Below are 20,846 nucleotides of genomic sequence, written 5' to 3'. Positions count from 1 at the left end.
ATCAGCACGACGTCACGGAGGGTGATGGATGTTTGCCGTGGTTCCCGATCCGATTCCCGCACGCATGAAAGCCCTGAACCGGGCCGAGATCTGCGACACCAACTTCATTGAATTCGTCCAGCAGTGGCGTGGCGATGTCGCGCCACGGCCTGCGCCGGATGCCCCAATCCTGCCGGGCAGTACGCTGACGGCGCACGCCTTCGAGGCGCTGTTCGACTCGCAGTTGATCAGCCGTCACCTTGACTTGATGGCGCGCGTGCTGCGCGTGCAGAACAAGGTCTTCTACACCATCGGTTCGTCCGGCCACGAGGGCAATGCGCTGGTGGCACGGCTGGCCCGGCACACCGATCCGGCGTTCCTGCACTACCGTTCCGGCGCCTTCATGGCCGAACGTTTCCGCCAGTTGCCGGGCATGGACCCGGTGATGGACGCGGCGCTGTCGTTCGCGGCCAGCCGCGACGACCCGGCCAGTGGCGGGCGGCACAAGGTGTGGGGCAGCAAGCCGTTGTGGGTGCTGCCGCAGACCTCCACGATCGCCTCGCACCTGCCCAAGGCGCTGGGCACCGCCATGGCGATCGAGAGCGGGCGGCGGATCGGGCATCCATTGCCGATTCCCGACGACAGCATCGTGATCTGCTCCTTCGGCGATGCCTCGGCCAACCACGCCACCGCGCAGACCGCATTCAATACCGCTGCGTGGGCCGCGTACCAGCGCCTGCCGGCACCGGTGCTGTTCGTCTGCGAGGACAATGGCATCGGCATTTCGGTGAAGACCCCCGCAGGCTGGATCGCCGAGAGTTTCAGCCATCGCCCGGGCCTGGATTATTTCTTCGCCGACGGCCTGGACCTGGCCGAAGGCCACGCGCAGGTGCAGCGTGCACTGGCGCATTGCCGGCACACCCGGCGGCCGACCTTCCTGCACCTGCGCACCACGCGGCTGATGGGGCATGCGGGCACCGATTTCGAGATTGAATGGCGGCCGCTTCCCGAGCTGTGCGCGGCCGAGGCAGCCGACCCGCTGCTGCGTTCGGCGCAGATTGCGATGGCGTCCGGCTGGATGACGCCCGCACAGGTGCTGGAGCGCTACGAGACGATCCGCGCGCGCTGTTTCGCTGCCGCCGAAGAAGCCGATCGCCGGCCGAAACTGACCGGGCTGGCCGAGATCGTCGCGCCGCTCGCGCCGTATTCGCCGGCCGCGGTGCACGCCGAGGCGACCCGCATCCCCGACCCGCAGGCGCGCGCCGCGCTGTTCGGCGGTGAGGCGCAGGTGCCGGAGCGGCAGCCGCCGCGGCACCTGGCGATCCAGATCAACCAAGCCCTGCACGAGGTGATGGGCAAGTACCCGTCCACCTTGCTGTTCGGTGAGGATGTGGCGCAGAAGGGCGGCGTCTACACGGTCAGCAAGGGCCTGCTCAAGGCGTTCGGGCCGCGCCGTGTGTTCAATACCCTGCTGGATGAAACCATGATCCTGGGCATGGCCCAGGGCCTGGCCAACCTGGGCATGCTGCCGATTCCGGAGATCCAGTACCTGGCTTACCTGCACAACGCTGCCGACCAGCTGCGCGGCGAGGCCTGTTCGCTGCAGTTCTTCTCCAACGACCAGTACCGCAACCCGATGCTGGTCCGTGTGGCCGGTCTGGGCTACCAGAAGGGGTTCGGCGGCCATTTCCACAACGACAACTCGATCACCGCGCTACGCGACATTCCCGGACTGGTGGTCGGCTGCCCCTCGCGCGGCGACGATGCGGCGTTGATGCTGCGCACACTGGCGGCGCTGTCGCAGGTGGATGGGCGGGTATCGGTGTTCCTGGAGCCGATCGCGCTCTACATGACCAAAGACCTGCATGCACCCGGCGACGGCCAGTGGCTGTTCGACTATCCGCCCCCCGGGGAGGCGATGCTGCTCGGCGAGGGCCGGGTGTATGCGCCGGAGGCCAATGACCTGGTGATCTTCAGCTACGGCAACGGCATCCCAATGAGCCTGCGCGCGGCGCGTACGATCCAGGCCGAGCTGGGCTGGCAGGTGCGGGTGGTCGACCTGCGCTGGCTGGTGCCGCTCAATGCCGGCTTCATCGCCGCGCAGGCCGCCGATGCCCAGCGCGTGCTAGTGGTGGACGAAGGGCGGCACAGCGGCGGGGTGGGCGAGGGCATCATCACCGCGCTGGTCGAGGCCGGGCTGGGCCACCTGCCGCTGCAGCGGGTCTGCGGTGCCGATACCTATACCCCGCTGGCGGGGGCAGCAATGTGCGTGCTTCCAAGCGACAATGCGCTGGTAGGCGCCGCCCGGGTACTGGCGCAGGATCTCTGACGCATGTGTGGATTGGCAGGAATGTTGTTGCCCGCTCCGGCCCCGGAGCAGGCAGCACTGGAACGACTCGCGCGCCGCATGGGCGATGCACTGGTGCACCGTGGCCCGGACGACAGCGGGGTGTGGGCCGACGCCGGCAAGGGCATCGCGCTGGCGCATCGGCGGCTGAGCATCCTGGACCTGTCGCCGCTGGGCCACCAGCCGATGCGCTCGGACGACGGTCGCTATGTGCTGGCCTACAACGGCGAGGTCTACAACTTCGCCGCGCTGCGCGCCGACCTGGAAACGCTCGGGCACGTCTTCCGTGGCCATTCGGACACCGAAGTGCTGCTGGCCGCGTTCGTGGCCTGGGGCCTGGATGAGACCCTGCAGCGCGCCAACGGCATGTTCGCCATCGCGCTGTGGGACCACGCCGAGCAGTGCCTGTGGCTGGCCCGCGACCGCGTTGGCAAGAAGCCGCTGTACTACGGCTGGGCCGGCGACAGCCTGGTGTTCGGCTCGGAACTGAAGGCCTTGTGGGAGCATCCGGACTTCGACAACGAGGTGGACCGCGATGCGCTGACGCTGCTGCTGCGGCTGGATTACATCCCGGCCCCGCACTGCATCCACCAGCGCTGCTTCAAGTTGATGCCGGGCCGTTTGCTGCGGCTGGATGCGGCGAGCGTGGTGGCCGGTGCGGCCGCGCACCGCCCGGACCAGCAGCAGGTGCCGTTCTGGAACGCGCGCGAGCGCATGCAGCAGGCGCTCTCGGCCCCGTTCGCGGGCAGCGATGATGACGCCGAGGCGCAGCTGGATGGCCTGCTGCGCGATGCGGTCGGGCTGCGCATGGTGGCCGACGTGCCGGTGGGGGTGTTCCTGTCCGGCGGCACCGATTCGTCGGTGGTGGCCGCGCTGATGCAGTCGCAGTCGTCCTCGCCGATCCACAGCTTCAGCATCGGCTTCGAGGGCTCCGACCACGACGAGGCACCGCTGGCCAAGGCGCTGGCGCAGCACCTGGGCACCGACCACACCGAGTTGTACGTCAGCGGCGCCGACGCCCTGGCGGTGGTGCCGCAGCTGCCGGCGATGTTCGATGAGCCCTTTGCCGACGCCTCCCAGGTGCCCACCGCGCTGGTGGCGAAACTGGCGCGCAGCGCGGTGACCGTGGCGCTGTCCGGTGACGGCGGTGATGAGCTGTTCTTCGGCTACAGCCGCTACCAGCGTGCCCTGCGCAACTGGACCCTGCTGGGCAAGGTGCCGGCCCCGCTGCGGCGCTGGATGGGCGCGCATGCGCATACCCAGGGCGAGGCCTCGCGTACCGGCGGGCTCGCCGCGCTGCTGGCCGAGACCGGCGCGCGCGGCATTGGCGATGTGTACCGCAATCGCATCTCGCGCTGGCGCGACCCGGTGGCGGCGGTGAAGGGCGCCACCGGCGCCGGCAGCTTCTACGACCTGGCCGACCCGCTGCACGGGGCCGGTTCGCCGGCCGACGCGATGATGCTGGCCGACTTCAACACCTATCTGCCCGACGACCTGCTGTGCAAGGTCGACCGCACCAGCATGGCGGTCAGCCTGGAGGCGCGTGCGCCGCTGCTGGACTGGCGGGTGGCCGAGTTCGCCTGGTCGCTGCCGCTGTCGATGAAGCACCGCGACGGCGTCAGCAAATACATGCTCAAGCGCGTACTGGGGCGCTACGTGCCACAGAACATGGTGCACCGGCCCAAGCGCGGCTTCGGGGCCCCGGTCAGTGCCTGGCTCAAGGGCGACCTGCGCCAGTGGGCCGATGCGCTGCTGGATCCGGCACGGCTGGCTGAGGAGGGTGTGTTCAACGTGGAAGCGGTGGTGCCGCTGTGGCAGCAGTTCCAGCAGGGCGAGCGCAAGTGGCATACCCACCTGTGGAACGTGTTGATGTTCCAGGCCTGGCAGGCGCATTGGCGCCAGGTGCGCGCCGGCGTCGCGCGCGGTTGAGGGCGCGGTTGAGGGGCCGCAGCCACCCATGGGGTGGCGCCTGCACCTTCACCGTTGGCGAAGGCGGTCCCGCCTAGGCTCGGGGTTTCCCTCAACGGAGACATCCCATGGCCGAAGTGAAGATCGCGGTACTGGTCGGCAGCCTGCGCAAGGGCTCGCACAACAAGGCCCTTGCCCACGCGCTGGAGAAGCTGGCGGCGGGCAGGGCACGCTTCGAGTACGTGGAGATCGGCGACCTGCCGCTGTACAACCAGGATGACGACAAGGCCTACCCGGCCCAGGGCGTGCGCCTGAAGCAGCAGATCCGTGACGCCGACGCGGTGCTGTTCATCACCCCCGAGTACAACCGTTCCATTCCCGGGGTGCTCAAGAATGCGATCGACCTGGGCTCGCGCCCGTACGGCGACAGCGCCTTCGCTGGCAAGCCGGCCGCAGTGGCCGGTGCCTCGATCGGGGTGATCGGCACCGCGCTGGCCCAGCAGCACCTGCGCAACGTGTTGGCCTACCTGGACATGCCGGTGCTGGCCCAGCCGGAGGTGTTCCTGCACTTCAAGGAAGGCCTGATCGACGCGCACGGCACCATCGGCAATGAAGGCACACAGGCATTCCTGCAGGGCTTCGTGGACCGGTTCCTGGCCTGGATCGCCACCCACACGCCGCGCTGAGCCGGCGGGGGGCGGGCGCTTCTGCGATAATGGCCGCCGACAGACGCCGCAATGGCGTCTGTCGCGCGCGATGCGACGGCCTTGGCCGATCGTACCGGCCATGGCCGGTATGCCCAGCTCATCCACTGCTTATCCACAGAGTTGTGCATGGCTGCGGGCCTCGCCGCGTGCCTACCATGTCCCACGCCTCAGCCCCCGCAGGAAGTACGCCCCATGTCCGCCCGTTCTGGCTTCCGTTCCGACCGCAAAGAGCGCGGTGACCGTTTTGATCGCGATGAAATGCGCATCGACGCCCTGCGCGTGCCGCCGCATTCGATCGAAGCCGAGCAGGCGGTGCTGGGTGGCCTGATGCTGGCCCCGGAAAGCTACGACCGGATCAACGACCAGCTGACCGAAACCGACTTCTATCGCCGCGACCACCAGATGATCTACCGCGCGATCCGCGAGCTGTCCGAACGCGACCGCCCGTTTGATGCGGTCACGCTGGGCGAGTGGTTCGAGTCGCAGGGCAAGATGGAACTGGTCGGCGATGGTGCGTACCTGATCGAACTGGCCAGCACCACGCCGTCGGCCGCGAACATCTCCGCCTATGCCGAGATCGTGCGCGACAAGGCGGTGCTGCGCCAGCTGATCCAGGTCGGTACCGACATCGTCAACGATGGTTTCCAGCCCGAAGGGCGCGAGAGCAGCGAGCTGCTGTCGGCGGCGGAAAAATCCGTGTTCGCCATCGCCGAGCAGGGCGCCCGCGGGCGTACCGATTTCGTGGCGATGCCCGGCGCGTTGAAGGATGCCTTCGAAGAGCTGCGCAACCGCTTCGAGAACGGCGGCAACATCACCGGCCTGCCCACCGGCTACACCGATTTCGATGCGATGACCGCCGGCCTGCAGCCGACCGATCTGATCATCCTGGCCGCGCGTCCGGCCATGGGCAAGACCACCCTGGCGCTGAACATAGCCGAGTACGCTGCGATCAAGTCCAAGAAGGGCGTGGCGGTGTTCTCGATGGAAATGTCGGCCTCGCAGCTGGCAATGCGCCTGATCTCCTCCAACGGCCGCATCAACGCCCAGCGCCTGCGTACCGGCCAGCTGGAAGACGAGGACTGGAGCCGCGTCACCGGCGCGATCCGGATGCTGAAGGAAACCAAGATCTTCATCGACGACACCCCGGGCGTGTCGCCGGAGATCCTGCGCTCCAAGTGCCGCCGCCTCAAGCGCGAGCACGACCTGGGCCTGATCGTGATCGACTACCTGCAGCTGATGAGCGTGCCGGGCAACAGCGAAAACCGCGCGACCGAAATCTCGGAAATCTCGCGTTCGTTGAAGGGCCTGGCCAAGGAACTCAACGTGCCGGTGATCGCCCTGTCCCAGCTCAACCGCTCGCTGGAAACGCGTACCGACAAGCGCCCGGTGATGGCCGACCTTCGCGAATCCGGCGCTATCGAGCAGGATGCGGACATGATCGTGTTCATCTACCGCGACGACTATTACAACAAGGAAACTTCACCGGACAAGGGCCTGGCCGAGATCATCATCGGCAAGCACCGAGGCGGCCCGACCGGCTCGTGCAAGCTCAAGTTCTTCGGTGAATACACCCGCTTCGACAACCTCTCGCACGATTCCGTAGGGTCGTTCGAATAAGCCCACAGGCGCGGTAGTGCCGGCCGCTGGCCGGCAACCTCATGTACCCCGGAACGCCAGCGCCTAAGTCGCTGGCCTGCAACGCCATGCCCGCCGCGACAGCCTCCCTGCGCCCAGGCTGTCCCAGTTGTAAATACGATGTCATGCGCCGCCTCTACGATTCCGCCGCTGCAACTCCTCTCCCGACGCCCCCACCGGCGTCCAGCGCGCACAAGGAATCCGCTCCACATGCCTTCCCACGCTCCGCTCCGCCGTAACCTGCTTGCCCTGCTGGTCTGTACCGCGCTGCCGTCGCTGGCCTGGGCCGAGGCGTCCCCCGTCGAGGACAGCGCGGCCACCACCCTGGACGCGGTGTCGGTGATCGGCCGGGGCGAGGCCCGCCAGGTGCAGCGCGTGACTGCTGAAGACATGAAGGTGCTGCCACCGGGTGCCAACCCGCTCAAGCTGCTGGCCAGCAAGCCGGGCGTGCACTTCGAATCGGCTGACGCCACCGGCGCCTACGAGTGGTCCACCAGCATCAGCCTGCGTGGCTTCAACCAGAACCGCCTGGGCTACACGCTGGACGGCATTCCGCTCGGCAACATGGCTTACGGCAACAGCAACGGCCTGCACATCAGCCGCGCGGTGATCAGCGAGAACCTTGGCGGCGCCGAGGTCTCCACCGGCATCGGCGCGCTGGGCACACCGTCCACCAGCAACCTGGGCGGCGTGTTCCAGTTCTATTCGATCGACCCGTCCACCGAATTCGGCGTCACTTTGGCGCAGGGCTTCGGCAGCGACAGCGCCCGCCGCAGCTACGCGCGTCTGGACACCGGCGACCACCAGGGCTTCGCGGCCTACCTGTCCGGCGTGTACTCCAGCAGCGACAAGTGGAAGGGCGCCGGCTCGCATGAGCTCAAACAGGTCAACGGCAAGGCCACCTACAGCTTCGGCGCGGACAGCAAGCTGACCGCACTGGTCAATGCCTCGCGCCGCGTGGAGGCCGACTACCAGGATCTGTCGCTGGAAATGATCGACCGCCTGGGCTGGAAGTGGGACAACTACGCCCCGGACTGGAACCGCGCCCTGGCTGCCGCGCGTGGCCAGTACAGCGGTGGCGTCAACAGCCCGTGGGACGCGTATTACTCCGGCCACGGCGTACGCAACGATGACATCGGCAGCCTGGCCGGTGACTTCGGCCTCAACGAGACGATGCGCCTGAAGGTCAACGTCTACAACCACAGCAACCGTGGCCAGGGGCATTGGTTCAGCCCGTCCAATCCGTCCAACCCGGGTACCAGCCGCGAGATTCCGATCTCCATCCGCACCACCGAATACGCCATCGACCGCACCGGCGTGACCTCGGCGTTCACCTGGGAAGTGGGCGGCCATCAGCTCGAAGCCGGCCTGTGGTACGAGGACAACGGCCACAGCGTGCAGCGCAATTTCTATTACATCGATGGCCCGATCAAGGACGACTATTTCCTGCGCAACCCCGACCAGCGCGTATGGCGGCAGAACTACACCACCATCACCCGGCAGTTCTACGTGCAGGACCGTTTCCACCTGTTCGACGACCGCCTCACCGTGGACATCGGCGCCAAGTCGCCCAACACCCGCACCACGGTGCGCACGCCGCTGGGCACGTATGCCAACAACAGCAGCCTGACCGCGAAGAAGGGCCTGTTGCCGCAGGCCGGCTTCAACTTCAAGCTCAACGAAGGCAATGAAATCTTCGGCGCCTACGCCAAGAACATCGCCGCGTTCGCCCTCGGCGTGGGCAGCCCGTTCAACGTGCCGCAGGTGGCCTTCGACGCCAGCGCCAAGGACCTCAAGCCGGAACAGTCGCGCACCATTGAGCTGGGCTGGCGTGGTTTCGGGCAGGGTTATGAAGCCTCGGTGGCGGTGTATGACGTGAAGTTCGACAACCGCCTGCTGGCCATCGCCCAGTGCGTGGGCATCCTCGGCTGCCCGGCGCTGTACTCCAACGTCGGCTCGGTCAGCAGCCGCGGCGCCGAGGCGACCCTGCAGCTCAAGCCGCTGCGTGACGTTACCTGGTCCAACTCGGTGTCCTGGAACGACAGCACCTACGACAGCGACTACACCAACAACGGCGTGGTGCCCACGCGCGGCAAGAAGACCGTCGATACGCCTGAACGGATGTTCGCCACCACCTTGGCGTGGACGCCGGGCGCGTGGGACGTGCGCCTGTTGGCCAACCATGTCGGCAAGCGCTACGTGACCTATACCAACGATCTGTCGGTGCCGAGCTACTGGCTGCTCAACGCTTCGGTGGCCTACGACATGGGCAGGATCGGCCCGGCGCAGAACCTGACCTTGGCCTTGAACCTGACCAACCTGGCCGACAAGCAGTACCTGGCCACCATCAATACCAACGGCACCTACGCCGCCGACCCGACCCGCAGCCTGGCCACCATGCAGGTGGGCGCACCGCGGCAGGTGATGGCCACCGCCACCGTCCGCTTCTGATGGCCGGCGTGGTCGACGTCGAGGCACGCCGTCGCCTGCTGCGGCTGGCCTGGCACGGCACCGGCGCGGCAATCGCGCTGGCGGCCATGCCGGGGTTGGCCACGGCCGGCCCGCGGCCGCGGTTCGGGCGCGATCCATTCACCCTCGGCGTTGCATCCGGCGACCCGGACCCGCAGGGCGCGGTGCTGTGGACGCGGCTGGCGCCGGACCCGCTCAACGGCGGCGGCATGCCATCGCGTGCGGTGCCGGTGCGCTGGTTCGTGGCCGAAGACCCGGGCATGCGCCGGGGCGTGCAGCGCGGCGTAGCGGCAGCGGTGCCGGAGCTGGCGCATTCGGTCCACGTGGAAGTTACTGGCCTGCGTCCGGGCCGCGACTACTACTACCGTTTTGCCTGCGACGGCGATGAAGAAAGCCCGGTTGGCCACTTCCGCACCGCACCGCTGCCCGATGCCCAGCTGCAGCAACTGCGGCTGGCCCTGTGCACCTGCCAGGCCTGGAACAGCGGCTACTACCCGGTGCTGCGCGACATCGCGCGCAGCGATGTCGACCTCGTGCTGCACGCCGGCGACTACCTGTACGAATACAGCCCGCTGCAGAACGCCCGCGGCGTGACGCTGGATGCGCAGCGTTTCAGCGGCGAAACGGTCAGCCTGGCGCGTTACCGCGACCAGTACGCGTTGTACAAACTCGACCCGGACCTGCAGGCTGCACATGCCGCGCATGCGTTCGCGGTGATCTGGGACGACCACGAAGTACAGAACGACTACTCAGGCATCCACCCGGAAAAGAACGACGTGCCGGTGGAGGACTTCATCGTCCGCCGCGCCGCCGCCTACCGCGCCTTTTACGAACACCTGCCGATGCGCAGCACGCCCGCCGGCAACGGCGGCCTGCGTGTGCACCGGCGCCTGCGCTACGGCGACCTGGCCCAACTGACGCTGCTGGACTGCCGCCAGTTCCGCCCGGCCAACCCGTGCGGCGTGGGCGAATCGCCGCGCTGCGATGCCGCGCTGGACCCGCGCGCGAGCATGCTCGGCCCGGGCCAGGAAGCCTGGTTCGCGCAATCGATGGAGGCTGCGGCCGGCACGCGCTGGAACGTGGTGGTGCAGCAGCTGCTGATGGCGCAGTTGCGTCTGGATCGCGATACCCCGCGCGAGCGCTTCTGGAACGATGCGTGGGACGGCTACCCGGCCGCCCGCAACCGCCTGCTGCAGGCCCTCCAGGCGGGCGGGCAGGGCAACGCCATCGTGCTCGGCGGTGACTGGCACTCCAGTTTCGTCAACGATCTCACGCTGGATTTCGACACACCCGGTGCGCCAGTGATTGCCACCGAGTTCATCGCCCCGGCGATCAGTAGCGGCGGCGATGACACCCCGTATGGCCCGTACTACGGCCCGTCGATTCCACAGAATCCGCACATCCGCTATTTCGACGGTGACCGCCGTGGCTGGTGGAGCCTGCAGTTGGGCCGGCAGACCGTGGAGGCCGAACTGCGTTTCGCAGACAGCGTGCTGCGCCCGGACGCCCCGGTGCAGACGGCCGCCCGGTTCCAGGTCACCCACGGCCGCCCAGGCGCCGTGCAACGGTAGTGCCGGCCGCCGGCCGGCAACCCCACATACCGGATTCGTCGGCGCCAGCCGGGTTTCGTCGCAAATCGTTTGCGGCGGCCGGGGCAGGGCGCCAAGGTGGTCGCAGGCGGCAGGGTGCCGCCCAAGGAGACCGACCATGAAGACGCTGTTCGCGCTGGGCGTGTGGTGCCTGCTGTTCGTACTGTGCTGGCCGCTGGCGATCCTCGCCCTGGTGGCCTGGCCGTTCGTGTGGCTGCTGAGCCTGCCGTTCCGCCTGGTCGGCATCACCTTCTCGGCCCTGTTCGCGTTCCTGCGCGCGCTGTTCATGCTGCCGGCGCGGGTACTCGGTGGCGGACGGCCGGTCACGGCATAGCATGGCTCGGCTCTACCGGGGCCGCCCAACAAAAAACCCCGCCGAGGCGGGGTTTTTCGTGTTCCGGGAATGCCGGCCAGCGGCCGGCACCACCGAAAAGGCGAGGGCTTAGTTCGCCTTGTGGATCGCACGCTTGTTCACGGCCATGGCCGCGTCGTGCACCGCTTCGGACAGCGAGGGGTGCGCGTGGCAGATGCGGGCCAGGTCGTCGGACGAGCCGTTGAACTCCATGGTCAGCACGCCTTCGTGGACCAGCTCGGAGACGTTGGCGCCGACCAGGTGCATGCCGAGCACGCGGTCGGTTTCCGCGTGGGCCAGCACCTTGACGAAGCCAGCCGGCTCGATCATGGCCACGGCACGGCCGTTGGCGGCGAACGGGAAGCTGCCGGCCTTGTACGGAATGCCCTCGGCCTTGAGCTGCTGCTCGGTCTTGCCGACCCAGGCCAGCTCCGGCTCGGTGTAGATGACCCACGGGATGGTGTCGAGGTTGACGTGGCCCGGCAGGCCGGCAATCAGCTCGGCAACCGCGATGCCTTCCTCGAAGCCCTTGTGTGCCAGCATCGGGCCGCGCACGCAGTCACCCACCGCCCACACGCCGTTGACGCCGGTGTGGCAATGCGCGTCGACTTCGATCTGGCCGCGTTCGTTGATCTTGACGCCGGTGCCTTCGGCCAGCAGGCCCTTGGTGGCGGCGCGACGGCCAACGGCCACCAGCAGCTTGTCCACGACCAGGCTCTTCTCGCCTTCGGCGTCGGTGTAGGTCAGGGCGACTTCCTTCTTCTTGCCCTTGCCGGTCACTTCAGCCTTGGAAACCTTGGCATTCAGACGAATGTCCAGGCCCTGCTTCTTGAATTCCTTCGCAGCGGCCTTGGCCACTTCCGCGTCGGCGGCGGCCAGGAACTCCGGCAGCGCTTCAAGAATGGTGACGTCCGAACCCAGGCGCTTCCACACGCTGCCCAGCTCCAGGCCGATCACGCCGGCGCCGATCACCGCCAGGCGGGCCGGCACTTCGGTGAAGTCCAGGCCGCCGACGTTGTCGACGATGGTGTCGCCGTCGAACTTGGCGAACGGCAGTTCGATGGAGTCCGAACCGGCGGCGATGATCACGTTGGTGCCCTTGAGCTCGACGATGGAACCGTCGTGCTGGGTGACCTTGACCACGTTGCCCGGCTGCAGCTCACCGAAGCCGTAATAGGCGGCGACCTTGTTGGCCTTGAACAGCATGCCGATGCCGCCGGTGAACTGCTTGACGATCTTGTCCTTGCGGCCAACCATCGCCTCGACGTCCATCTTGGCGTCCTTGAAGCTGATGCCGTGGTCGCCAAAGATGTGGCCCATGTTCCAGAACTGGCGCGAGGAATCCAGCAGCGCCTTGGACGGAATGCAGCCCACGCGCAGGCAGGTGCCGCCCAGGGCCGGCTTGCCGTCCTTGCCCAGCGCTGCATCGATGCAGGCGGTCTTCAGGCCCAGCTGTGCGGCACGGATGGCCGCGTGGTAACCGGCCGGGCCGGCACCGATGACGACGACGTCGAATTGTTCAGCCATTGAAATAGTCCTTGTTGCATTACCAGAACCCCCTCCGCGCAGGCGCGGAAGGGGCGGGAGGTCTTACAGGCCGAACAGCATGCGGCCCGGGTTTTCCAGCTGGTTCTTGATGTCCACCAGGAACTGCACCGAGTCCTTGCCATCGATGATGCGGTGGTCGTAGGACAGCGCCAGGTACATCATCGGCGCGATCACGACCTGGCCGTTCTGGGCGATCGGACGTTCCTTGATGGCGTGCATGCCCAGGATGGCGCTCTGCGGCGGGTTGATGATCGGCGTGGACAGCAGCGAACCGAAGGTGCCGCCGTTGGTCACGGTGAAGGTGCCGCCCTGCAGTTCTTCCAGGCTGAGCTTGCCGTCACGGGCCTTCTTGGCGTAGTCGGCGATGGTCTTTTCGATGTCGGCGAACGACATGCGCTCGACGTTGCGCAGGACCGGCGTGACCAGGCCCTTCTCGGTCGACACGGCGATGGAGATGTCCGAGTAGCCGTGATAGATGACGTCTTCGCCGTCGATCGAGGCATTGACCAGCGGGAAGCGCTGCAGCGCATTGGCGGCGGCCTTCACGAAGAAGCTCATGAAACCCAGCTTGATGCCGTGGGCCTTGACGAACTCGTCCTGCAGATCCTTGCGCGCGGCCGAGACCTTGGACAGGTCGACCTCGTTGAAGGTGGTCAGCATCGCGGTGCTGTTCTTGGACTGCATCAGGCGCTCGGCGATGCGCTTGCGGATGCGGGTCATCGGCACGCGTTCTTCCGGACGTGCGCCACCGGCCTTGCCGGCACCGCCGTTGCGGGCGAAGTTGACGATGTCTTCCTTGGTCACCGCGCCGTGGCGGCCGGTGCCGTCCACGTCGGCCGGGTTGACGCCTTCGGTGATGGCCGAGAAACGTGCGCCCGGGGGCAGGGCATCGGCAGCGGACTTGGCGGCCGGAGCCGGCGCAGCGGCGGCGGCCGGCGCGGCAGCCGCCGGAGCAGCAGCGGCCTTCTTCTCTTCAGCGGCCGGGGCCGGGGCAGCAGCCACGGCACCTTCCTCGATGATGGCCACGACCTGGCTGGAGGTCACCGTGGCGCCCACCTCGAACTTGATTTCCTTCAGCACGCCATCAACCGGCGACGGCACTTCCAGAACGACCTTGTCGGTTTCCAGGTCAAGCAGGTTTTCATCGCGCTTGACGGCTTCGCCAATCTTCTTGTGCCAGGTGGCGATGGTGCCGTCGGCGACGGATTCGGGCAGTACCGGGGCTTTGACTTCGGTGGCCATGCGGGAGCTTCCTGATTTGTCTTTTCTAGAATGAGGGGGAGTTATTCGGCGAACGTGTCGTTGAACGGGTTGACCAGCGCATCGGCGATCAGCTTCTGCTGTTCGATGATGTGGTCAGCCATGTGTCCAGCGGCCGGCGATGCCGAACGGGCGCGACCGGCGTAGTGCAGGTTCTGGCCATCGGCCAGGCAGAACTGCAGGTGGTGGCGGATCTGGTACCACGCCCCCTGGTTCTGCGGTTCTTCCTGCGTCCACACCACATCGGCCGCCTTGCCGTACTTCTTCAGTTCCGCTGCCAGTGCCACGCGCGGGAACGGATACAGCTGTTCAACGCGGATGATGGCGACATCGTCCTGGCCACGCTTGGTCTGGTCTTCCAGCAGGTCGTAGTAGACCTTGCCCGAGCACAGCACCACACGCTTGACCTTCTTGGTCTCGGCCTTGGCATCCGGGATCAGGTGCTGGAACTCACCGTTGGCCAGTTCGTCCAGGGTCGACACGGCCAGCTTGTGGCGCAGCAGCGACTTGGGCGACATCACGATCAGCGGCTTGCGCGTGGTCATGCGCATCTGGCGACGCAGCATGTGGTACGCCTGCGCCGGGGTCGACGGCACGCAGACCAGCATGTTCTCCAGCGCGCACAGCTGCAGGAAGCGCTCCAGGCGCGCGGAGCTGTGCTCCGGGCCTTGGCCTTCGTAACCGTGCGGCAGCAGCAGGGTCAGGCCGGTGATGCGGCCCCACTTGGCTTCGCCGGCGGCGATGAACTGATCGATCACGACCTGGGCACCGTTGGCGAAATCGCCGAACTGGCCTTCCCAGATGCACAGCGTGTTCGGATCGGTGGTGGAGAAGCCGTACTCATAGGCCATCACGGCTTCTTCGCTGAGCAGCGAATCGATGATGGTGGCCTGTTCCGGGGACTCCACCAGCTGGCGCAGCGGCAGGTAGTAGTTGTCGGTCTTCTGGTCGTGCAGGATCGCGTGGCGGTGGGTGAAGGTACCGCGGCCGACGTCCTGGCCGACCAGGCGCAGGCTGTTGCCTTCGTCCAGCACGGTGGCGTAGGCCAGGTTCTCGGCAAAGCCCCAGTCACCCGGGATCTCGCCGGCCGCCATCTTGCGGCGGTCGTCATACACCTTGGCCACACGCGAGTGCAGCTCCACGCCTTCGGGCACGGTGTTGATCATCGTGGCCAGCTGCTTGACCTTGTCCATGCCCACGGCCGTGGAGATGGGATCGGACAGCTTGCCTTCCAGCAGCTTGGGCCAATCGACGAACAGCGGGCTGCTCGGCGGGGTCTTTTCGACCTTGGCCAGTTCGGTGGTGACTTCGCCGGCGTCGAGCTTTTCGCGGTAGGCATCGACCATCGCCTTGCCGGCACCGGCGGCGATCACGCCCGCCTGTTCCAGCTGCGCGGCATACAGCTCGCGCGGGGTCTGGTGCTTGCGGATCACCTGGTACATCAGCGGCTGGGTGATCGCCGGCTCGTCGGCCTCGTTGTGGCCCCAACGGCGGTAGCACATCAGATCGATGACCACGTCCTTGGCGAAGGCCTGGCGGAACTCGAAGGCCAGCCTGGCGGCGAACACCACCGCTTCGGGATCATCGCCGTTCACGTGCAGCACCGGGGCGGCGATCATCTTCGCCACGTCGGTGGCATAGCGCGTGGAACGCGTATCCAGCGGGTTGGAGGTGGTGAAACCAACCTGGTTGTTGACCACGATGTGCACCGTGCCACCGACGGCGAAGCCGCGGGCCTGGGACATCTGGAACAGCTCCATCACCACGCCCTGGCCGGAGAAGGCCGCGTCGCCGTGGATCAGGATCGGCATCACCTGCTTGCGCGCGGTGTCCTTGCGGCGCTCCTGGCGCGAACGCACGGAACCGGCAACCACCGGGTCGGCGATTTCAAGGTGCGAGGGGTTGAAGGCCAGCGCCAGGTGGACCGGGCCGCCGTCGGTGGCGACGTCGGCCGAGAAGCCCATGTGGTACTTCACGTCACCGGCGGAGGCGTGCTCGTCGTGCTCGAACTTGCCTTCGAACTCGTCAAACAGCTTGCGCGGGCTCTTGCCCAGCGTATTGACCAGCACGTTCAGGCGGCCACGGTGGGCCATGCCGATCACCACGTCCTTGACGCCATCCTTGCCGGCGTCACGGATGATGGTATCCATCATCGGGATCAGCGCATCGCCGCCTTCCAGCGAGAAGCGTTTCTGGCCCACGTACTTGGTGTGCAGGTAGCGTTCCAGGCCTTCGGCCGCGGTCAGGCGCTCAAGCGTGCGGCGCTGGGTGTCGGCATCGAGGTTGTAGTTGCCACCGGCCAGTTCCAGGCGCTGGTACAGCCACTGGCGCTGCTCGACCTCGGAGATGTGCATGAACTCCGCACCGATCGAGCCGGTGTAGGTCGCCTTGAGGCGTGCCAGCAGGTCGCGCAGTTTCATGCGCGGCTGGCCGGCAACGCCGCCGGTGCTGAACTCGCTGCCCAGGTCACTGTCGGACAGGCTGTGGAACGGCAGCCCCAGGTCCGGCGTGTTGGTCGGCGGGGTCAGGCCCAGCGGGTCCAGGCGGGCACCGAGGTGGCCACGCGAACGGTAGGCGGTGATCAGACGGCCGACATTGCGCTCGCGCTCGTCGCCGGCACCGGCGGCCGCACCGCTGTTGACAGCGTTTTTGGCAGCGTCGGCAATGTGGGCGATGACGGCCGAGTGCGGAATGTCACCGGCTTCGCGGCCCTTGAAGCCGTCGAAGTAGGTCTTCCATTTGGGATCGACACTGTCCGGAGAAACGAGGTACTGCTCGTACAGATCCTCGATATAGGAGGCGTTGCCGCCGGCGAGCTGCGAAGACTGCGCAAACTGCTTCAGTAGATTGTCCACGATGGAGGGTCGGATTCGCTTGTGGGGTAAGGCTTCGAAGATCCACGCAGGGAAAAGTGAATAGCCATGCGCGGGCGGTCTATAACGGTCCAAATTGTACCCCCATCGGGACAGGAAGGGGCACCGTACGGCCCTGCACGGGACCTGCGGTGTCATTCCCAGACAGGTTTGAGCCGGTGGTGTGAGCTACAGACCGATCGCGCGCAGCGTGCTGCAATCACGCGAACGTTCCCATACACGCTGCAAACCGTCCTGCAACGGTCGCGAACGTGCCGGTAGCGCGAGCGCGGCTTCGCCGTCGGAACGGTGCCCGCTGAGACGAAAGTAGTAGTCGCCGGCATCGTTGAGCAGGCAGGCCGAGGCCAGGGCACGGTCGATCGGGTCACTGACCTCGCGGACCCGGAACACGCTGGGCAGGCGCTGCAGCAGGCCCAGCAGCGGCGAGCCGGCCTGCTGGATGGCGTTGGCGTCGTGCACGATCAGCCAGGCCTGCTTGGCGTGGCGGGCAGTGCCGAAGCGGCGCAGGGCCTCCAGCACGGGCGGGGCGTCGAGCAGGCCGGGGTCGAGCAGGCGGCTGTGGATCCAGAGCTGGCGGCGGGCGCGGTGGACCAGGGCGGTGGTGATCGCCACCGCCTCGTCGGCATGGTCGATGTTGACCGCACCGCTGAGCACCCGGCGCATGTGCTGATGGGCGATGCCGGCTTCCTCGAACACCGCGCCGTGCGGCAGGAAGCCCTGGCGGCTGTAGAACACCCGGGCCGGCAGCTGGGCGTGCAGGCCGATCTCGGCCCAGCCGCGGGCGCGGGCGGCCTCGATGAGCGCCAGCAGCAGGGCTTCACCGACGCCGTGGCCACGCCACGCGGCGAGCACCGCCATGCGGCCGATGCGGCCATCGGGCGTGAGGCGGGCGGTACCGATCGGTACGCCCGCCCCATCCAGCGCCAGCACGTGCACGCTGAGCGGGTCGAGCGCATCGCGGTCGAGCTCGGCCGCAATCCCTTGTTCCTCCACGAACACCGCATGCCGCACCTGGTGCAGCAGCGCGTGCTGCACCGGGTAGTTGGCGGTATCGACGTGGAAGCGGGGGCCTTGCATGCTCAGTGGCGGGGCTTGTCGGCCTCGTCCTGCTCGTCACTGTCGTCGAAATCGACGATCACTTCGATGCCGTCTTCATGGATGGTCACTTCGTGGACGTCGGCCTGCAGGTCTTCGACCTCGACTGTTTCCACGATGTCGTCGGCTTCGATGATGTCGTACTCGGCGATGTCCTCGTCGCTGTCGTCGAGGGCTTCGCCATCAAGCAGCTGGAAGTGGCCGCCGGCGATCAGCGCGTGCAGGGCGTCGCGGCCCTTGGCCGAGAGCTTCTGGTACTGGGCGGCACCGAGGTGCTCGGCGGCCGCCAGCGCCTGGGCATCCTTGACCGGCAGGGCGAATTCCAGGCCGCTGCAGTACAGGCTGGCACCGCGTTTGGCGCGACGCCAGGCCAGCCGGGCCCACGGGTGGCGCTCGAGTTCGGCACCGGCGGCGAGCGCGGCTTCGATGTCCTGGCGCGGCAGCGGTTCATGGCTGGGCATGATGTCGCCGGCGGCGCGGTAGGTGGTGATGAAGCGGCCGAACCAGTCGCCCAGCTTGTCCGGGTCGTTCATGCGGATGGCGTTGAGGGCGGTGACCACGCGGTTCATGGCGACGACGTCGATTTCGTTCGGGTCTTCCGGAACCTTGAGGTCCGGGTCCTGGTAACGGATCGATTCGTCGGCATCCATGATCAGGGTGTCGAGGTAGTCGCTGATCAGTTCGGCCGAGGCCGGTGCGCGCATGCCGAAGGAGAAGGTCAGGCAGGGGTCTTCGGCGACGCCGTTGTGGGGCACGTTGGGCGGCAGGTACAGCATGTCGCCGGGGGCGAGGACCCAGTCGTGGGTGGGCTTGAAGCGGCGCAGGAGTTTGAGTTCGACGTCGTCGCGGAAGTCCAGCGGCGGGCGCTTGCCCTTGATGGATTCGCTGGCGTCGATCTGCCAGCGGCGGTGGCCCTGGCCCTGCAGCAGGAAGACGTCGTACTGGTCGACGTGGGCGCCGACGGAGCCGCCGGTGGCGGCGAAGCTGATCATGACATCGTCCATGCGCCAGCGCGGTAGGAAGTCGAACTGGGCGATCAGGGCGCGTACGTCCGGGTCCCACTTGTCGACGTCCTGGACCAGCAGGGTCCAGTCGTGGTGGGGCATGGCGGGGAAGACTTCTTCTGCGAACGGGCCGCTGCGCACAGTCCAGCCGTCGGTGCTGCGGTCGTGGCTGATCAGGCGCGAGAGGGCGCCTTCTTCACAGGCCAGGCCGGCGAGGTCTTCAGGCTGGAGCGGGCTCTGGAAGTCGGGGAAGGCGCCGCGGATGAGCAGGGGGCGCTTCTGCCAGTAGTCGCGCAGGAAGGTGGCCGCGGGCATGCCCAGCGGGAGGCCGGGGCGGGCCTGGATTTCGATGACGGGGGTCTTGGTTTTGCGGGCAGCCATGGGGGAATCCTTGCAGCGTCTAGACGGAATGCGGGTGCGCGGCGGGGCCGGCGCTGACCCGGGTATTGTCCGCTGGTTGGACCGGATGTGCACCTGCGGTGGGGTGTCGCGCAGGTCAAATGCAGCGCCTTGGTTGTTTCGTGTGGCGAGCCGGCCGGCTACGAAGGGATCCAGGTAGTGCCGGCCGCTGGCCGGCTACGAAGGGATCCAGGTAGTGCCGGCCGCTGGCCGGCTCCCGACCCACCGGCAACAAAAAAGGACGCGGGCAATGCCGCGTCCTTTTCGTGTCACCGCCGCTGGCGCCAGGCTCAGATGGCCTTGGCCAGGTCGGCGGCCAGGCCGATGTAGCCGCCCGGGGTGAGGGCGCGCAGGCTCTGCTTGGCGTCTTCAGGCAGGTCCAGCGATTCGACGAAGGCCTGCATCGATTCGGCGGTGATGCCGTGGCCGCGGGTGAGGGCCTTGAGCTGTTCGTAGGGGTTGGGCAGGCCGTGGCGGCGCATCACCGTCTGTACGGCTTCGGCCAGGACTTCCCAGGAGGCGTCGAGATCGGCGTTCAGGCGTTCCGGGTTCACGGTCAGCTTGCCCAGGCCCTTGGCCAGCGAGTCCAGGGCGACCTGGCTGTGGCCGAAGGCGGTGCCGACGGCGCGCAGGACGGTGGAGTCGGTGAGGTCGCGCTGCCAGCGGCTGATCGGCAGCTTGGCGCTGAAGTGCTCGAACAGGGCGTTGGCGATGCCGAAGTTGCCTTCGGCGTTCTCGAAGTCGATCGGGTTGACCTTGTGCGGCATGGTCGAGGAGCCCACTTCGCCTTCCTTGAGCTTCTGCTTGAAGTAGCCCAGCGAGATGTAGCCCCAGACGTCACGGGCCAGGTCGATCAGGATGATGTTGGCGCGGCGTGCGGCATCGCCGATTTCGGCGACGTTGTCGTGCGGCTCGATCTGGGTGGTGTACGAGTTGAACACCAGGCCCAGGCTTTCCACGAAGCGCTTGGCGAAGGCCGGCCAGTCCACGTCCGGGTAGGAAATGACGTGGGCGTTGTAGTTGCCCACCGCGCCGTTGATCTTGCCGGTCAGTTCGACCGCGGCGATCTGGCGGCGCTGGCGCTCCAGGCGGGCCACCACGTTGGCCACTTCCTTGCCCAGGGTGGTGGGCGAGGCGGTCTGGCCGTGGGTGCGCGAGAGCATCGGCTGTTCGGCCTGGGCGTGGGCCAGGGTGCGCAGGGTGCTGGCGATGTGGTCCAGGCTGGGCAGCAGCACTTCGCGGCGGGCCTGCTCCAGGATCAGGCCGTAGCTGAGGTTGTTGATGTCCTCGCTGGTGCAGGCGAAATGCACGAACTCCAGCGCCGGGCCCAGCTCGGCGTCGGCCTTGAGCTGTTCCTTGATGAAGTACTCCACGGCCTTGACGTCGTGGTTGGTGGTGCGCTCGATCTCCTTGACCCGGGCGGCGTGGGCCGGGGCGAAATCATCGGCCAGGGCACGCAGGCGGGCGGTGGCGGCGGCCGAGAACGGCGCCAGCTCGACAATGCCCGGCTCATTGGCCAGGGCCAGCAGCCACTCCACTTCGACCTTCACGCGGGCCTTGATCAGGCCGTATTCGGAGAAGATCGGGCGCAGCGCATCGACCTTGCCGGCATAGCGGCCATCGAGCGGGGACAGGGCGAGCAGGGCGAATTCGGACATGGCAGGGCGCAGGTCAGTGACGG

Annotated in this window: 13 protein-coding genes; 7 read left to right on the top strand and 6 right to left on the bottom strand. The window is 67.1% G+C overall.

Annotated elements, in window-relative coordinates:
* Window positions 1-28 precede the first annotated feature (28 nt).
* The 7 genes from AC3IPM_RS12070 (at window position 29) to AC3IPM_RS12040 (ending at window position 10,968) form a co-directional block, all read left to right on the top strand.
* Window positions 29-2,308, top strand: a complete 2,280-nt coding sequence (locus tag AC3IPM_RS12070; RefSeq protein WP_489300092.1) for a thiamine pyrophosphate-dependent enzyme — start codon at window positions 29-31, stop codon at window positions 2,306-2,308.
* Between the two features lie 3 nt (window positions 2,309-2,311).
* The gene (gene asnB / locus AC3IPM_RS12065) at window positions 2,312-4,255 is read left to right on the top strand and encodes an asparagine synthase (glutamine-hydrolyzing) (RefSeq protein WP_489300091.1); all 1,944 of its coding nucleotides are present in this window, start codon (window positions 2,312-2,314) and stop codon (window positions 4,253-4,255) included.
* A 107-nt stretch (window positions 4,256-4,362) separates the two neighbouring features.
* The gene (locus tag AC3IPM_RS12060; protein ID WP_489300090.1) at window positions 4,363-4,920 is read left to right on the top strand and encodes an NADPH-dependent FMN reductase; all 558 of its coding nucleotides are present in this window, start codon (window positions 4,363-4,365) and stop codon (window positions 4,918-4,920) included.
* A 213-nt stretch (window positions 4,921-5,133) separates the two neighbouring features.
* Window positions 5,134-6,558, top strand: a complete 1,425-nt coding sequence (locus tag AC3IPM_RS12055; protein ID WP_489300088.1) for a replicative DNA helicase — start codon at window positions 5,134-5,136, stop codon at window positions 6,556-6,558.
* Between the two features lie 228 nt (window positions 6,559-6,786).
* Window positions 6,787-9,027, top strand: coding sequence for a TonB-dependent receptor (locus AC3IPM_RS12050; protein ID WP_489300087.1), 2,241 nt, complete (start codon window positions 6,787-6,789; stop codon window positions 9,025-9,027).
* Window positions 9,027-10,616, top strand: coding sequence for an alkaline phosphatase D family protein (locus tag AC3IPM_RS12045; RefSeq protein ID WP_489300085.1), 1,590 nt, complete (start codon window positions 9,027-9,029; stop codon window positions 10,614-10,616). Before AC3IPM_RS12050 ends, AC3IPM_RS12045 begins: the two co-directional genes overlap by 1 nt.
* Before the next feature lie 136 nt (window positions 10,617-10,752).
* On the top strand, window positions 10,753-10,968 hold the full coding sequence (locus tag AC3IPM_RS12040; RefSeq protein ID WP_489300083.1) for a hypothetical protein: 216 nt from the start codon (window positions 10,753-10,755) through the stop codon (window positions 10,966-10,968).
* A gap of 108 nt (window positions 10,969-11,076) precedes the next feature.
* Here the strand turns inward: AC3IPM_RS12040 and lpdA are convergent, their stop codons facing one another.
* The 6 genes from lpdA to purB form a co-directional block, all read right to left on the bottom strand.
* Window positions 11,077-12,513 (bottom strand): dihydrolipoyl dehydrogenase, encoded by a 1,437-nt coding sequence (gene lpdA, locus AC3IPM_RS12035; protein WP_489300082.1) that lies wholly within the window; start codon window positions 12,511-12,513, stop codon window positions 11,077-11,079.
* A gap of 63 nt (window positions 12,514-12,576) precedes the next feature.
* Entirely contained in the window at window positions 12,577-13,776 is a 1,200-nt protein-coding gene (sucB, locus tag AC3IPM_RS12030; protein ID WP_489300081.1) for a dihydrolipoyllysine-residue succinyltransferase, read from the bottom strand.
* A gap of 41 nt (window positions 13,777-13,817) precedes the next feature.
* Window positions 13,818-16,649, bottom strand: a complete 2,832-nt coding sequence (locus AC3IPM_RS12025) for a 2-oxoglutarate dehydrogenase E1 component (RefSeq protein WP_489300080.1) — start codon at window positions 16,647-16,649, stop codon at window positions 13,818-13,820.
* 186 nt (window positions 16,650-16,835) lie between these two features.
* Window positions 16,836-17,744 (bottom strand): GNAT family N-acetyltransferase, encoded by a 909-nt coding sequence (locus tag AC3IPM_RS12020; protein WP_489300079.1) that lies wholly within the window; start codon window positions 17,742-17,744, stop codon window positions 16,836-16,838.
* 2 nt (window positions 17,745-17,746) lie between these two features.
* The gene (locus tag AC3IPM_RS12015) at window positions 17,747-19,147 is read right to left on the bottom strand and encodes a ribosomal protein uL16 3-hydroxylase (RefSeq protein WP_489300077.1); all 1,401 of its coding nucleotides are present in this window, start codon (window positions 19,145-19,147) and stop codon (window positions 17,747-17,749) included.
* Between the two features lie 308 nt (window positions 19,148-19,455).
* On the bottom strand, window positions 19,456-20,823 hold the full coding sequence (gene purB / locus AC3IPM_RS12010) for an adenylosuccinate lyase (protein ID WP_489300076.1): 1,368 nt from the start codon (window positions 20,821-20,823) through the stop codon (window positions 19,456-19,458).
* Window positions 20,824-20,846 lie beyond the last annotated feature (23 nt).

It is taken from the genome of Stenotrophomonas sp. GL_111 (assembly GCF_057835245.1).
The sequence above is the reverse complement of the archived record's forward strand: the minus strand, read 5'-3'. Positions and strand labels throughout refer to the sequence as shown.

What these genes read in the sequence shown, in the direction of transcription:
- AC3IPM_RS12070 (WP_489300092.1), top strand. Translation starts at nt 29, where the DNA reads ATGTTTGCCGTGGTTCCCGATCCGATTCCCGCACGCATGAAAGCCCTG.
- asnB (WP_489300091.1), top strand. Translation starts at nt 2,312, where the DNA reads ATGTGTGGATTGGCAGGAATGTTGTTGCCCGCTCCGGCCCCGGAGCAG.
- AC3IPM_RS12060 (WP_489300090.1), top strand. Translation starts at nt 4,363, where the DNA reads ATGGCCGAAGTGAAGATCGCGGTACTGGTCGGCAGCCTGCGCAAGGGC.
- AC3IPM_RS12055 (WP_489300088.1), top strand. Translation starts at nt 5,134, where the DNA reads ATGTCCGCCCGTTCTGGCTTCCGTTCCGACCGCAAAGAGCGCGGTGAC.
- AC3IPM_RS12050 (WP_489300087.1), top strand. Translation starts at nt 6,787, where the DNA reads ATGCCTTCCCACGCTCCGCTCCGCCGTAACCTGCTTGCCCTGCTGGTC.
- AC3IPM_RS12045 (WP_489300085.1), top strand. Translation starts at nt 9,027, where the DNA reads ATGGCCGGCGTGGTCGACGTCGAGGCACGCCGTCGCCTGCTGCGGCTG.
- AC3IPM_RS12040 (WP_489300083.1), top strand. Translation starts at nt 10,753, where the DNA reads ATGAAGACGCTGTTCGCGCTGGGCGTGTGGTGCCTGCTGTTCGTACTG.
- lpdA (WP_489300082.1), bottom strand. Translation starts at nt 12,513, where the DNA reads ATGGCTGAACAATTCGACGTCGTCGTCATCGGTGCCGGCCCGGCCGGT.
- sucB (WP_489300081.1), bottom strand. Translation starts at nt 13,776, where the DNA reads ATGGCCACCGAAGTCAAAGCCCCGGTACTGCCCGAATCCGTCGCCGAC.
- AC3IPM_RS12020 (WP_489300079.1), bottom strand. Translation starts at nt 17,744, where the DNA reads ATGCAAGGCCCCCGCTTCCACGTCGATACCGCCAACTACCCGGTGCAG.
- AC3IPM_RS12015 (WP_489300077.1), bottom strand. Translation starts at nt 19,147, where the DNA reads ATGGCTGCCCGCAAAACCAAGACCCCCGTCATCGAAATCCAGGCCCGC.
- purB (WP_489300076.1), bottom strand. Translation starts at nt 20,823, where the DNA reads ATGTCCGAATTCGCCCTGCTCGCCCTGTCCCCGCTCGATGGCCGCTAT.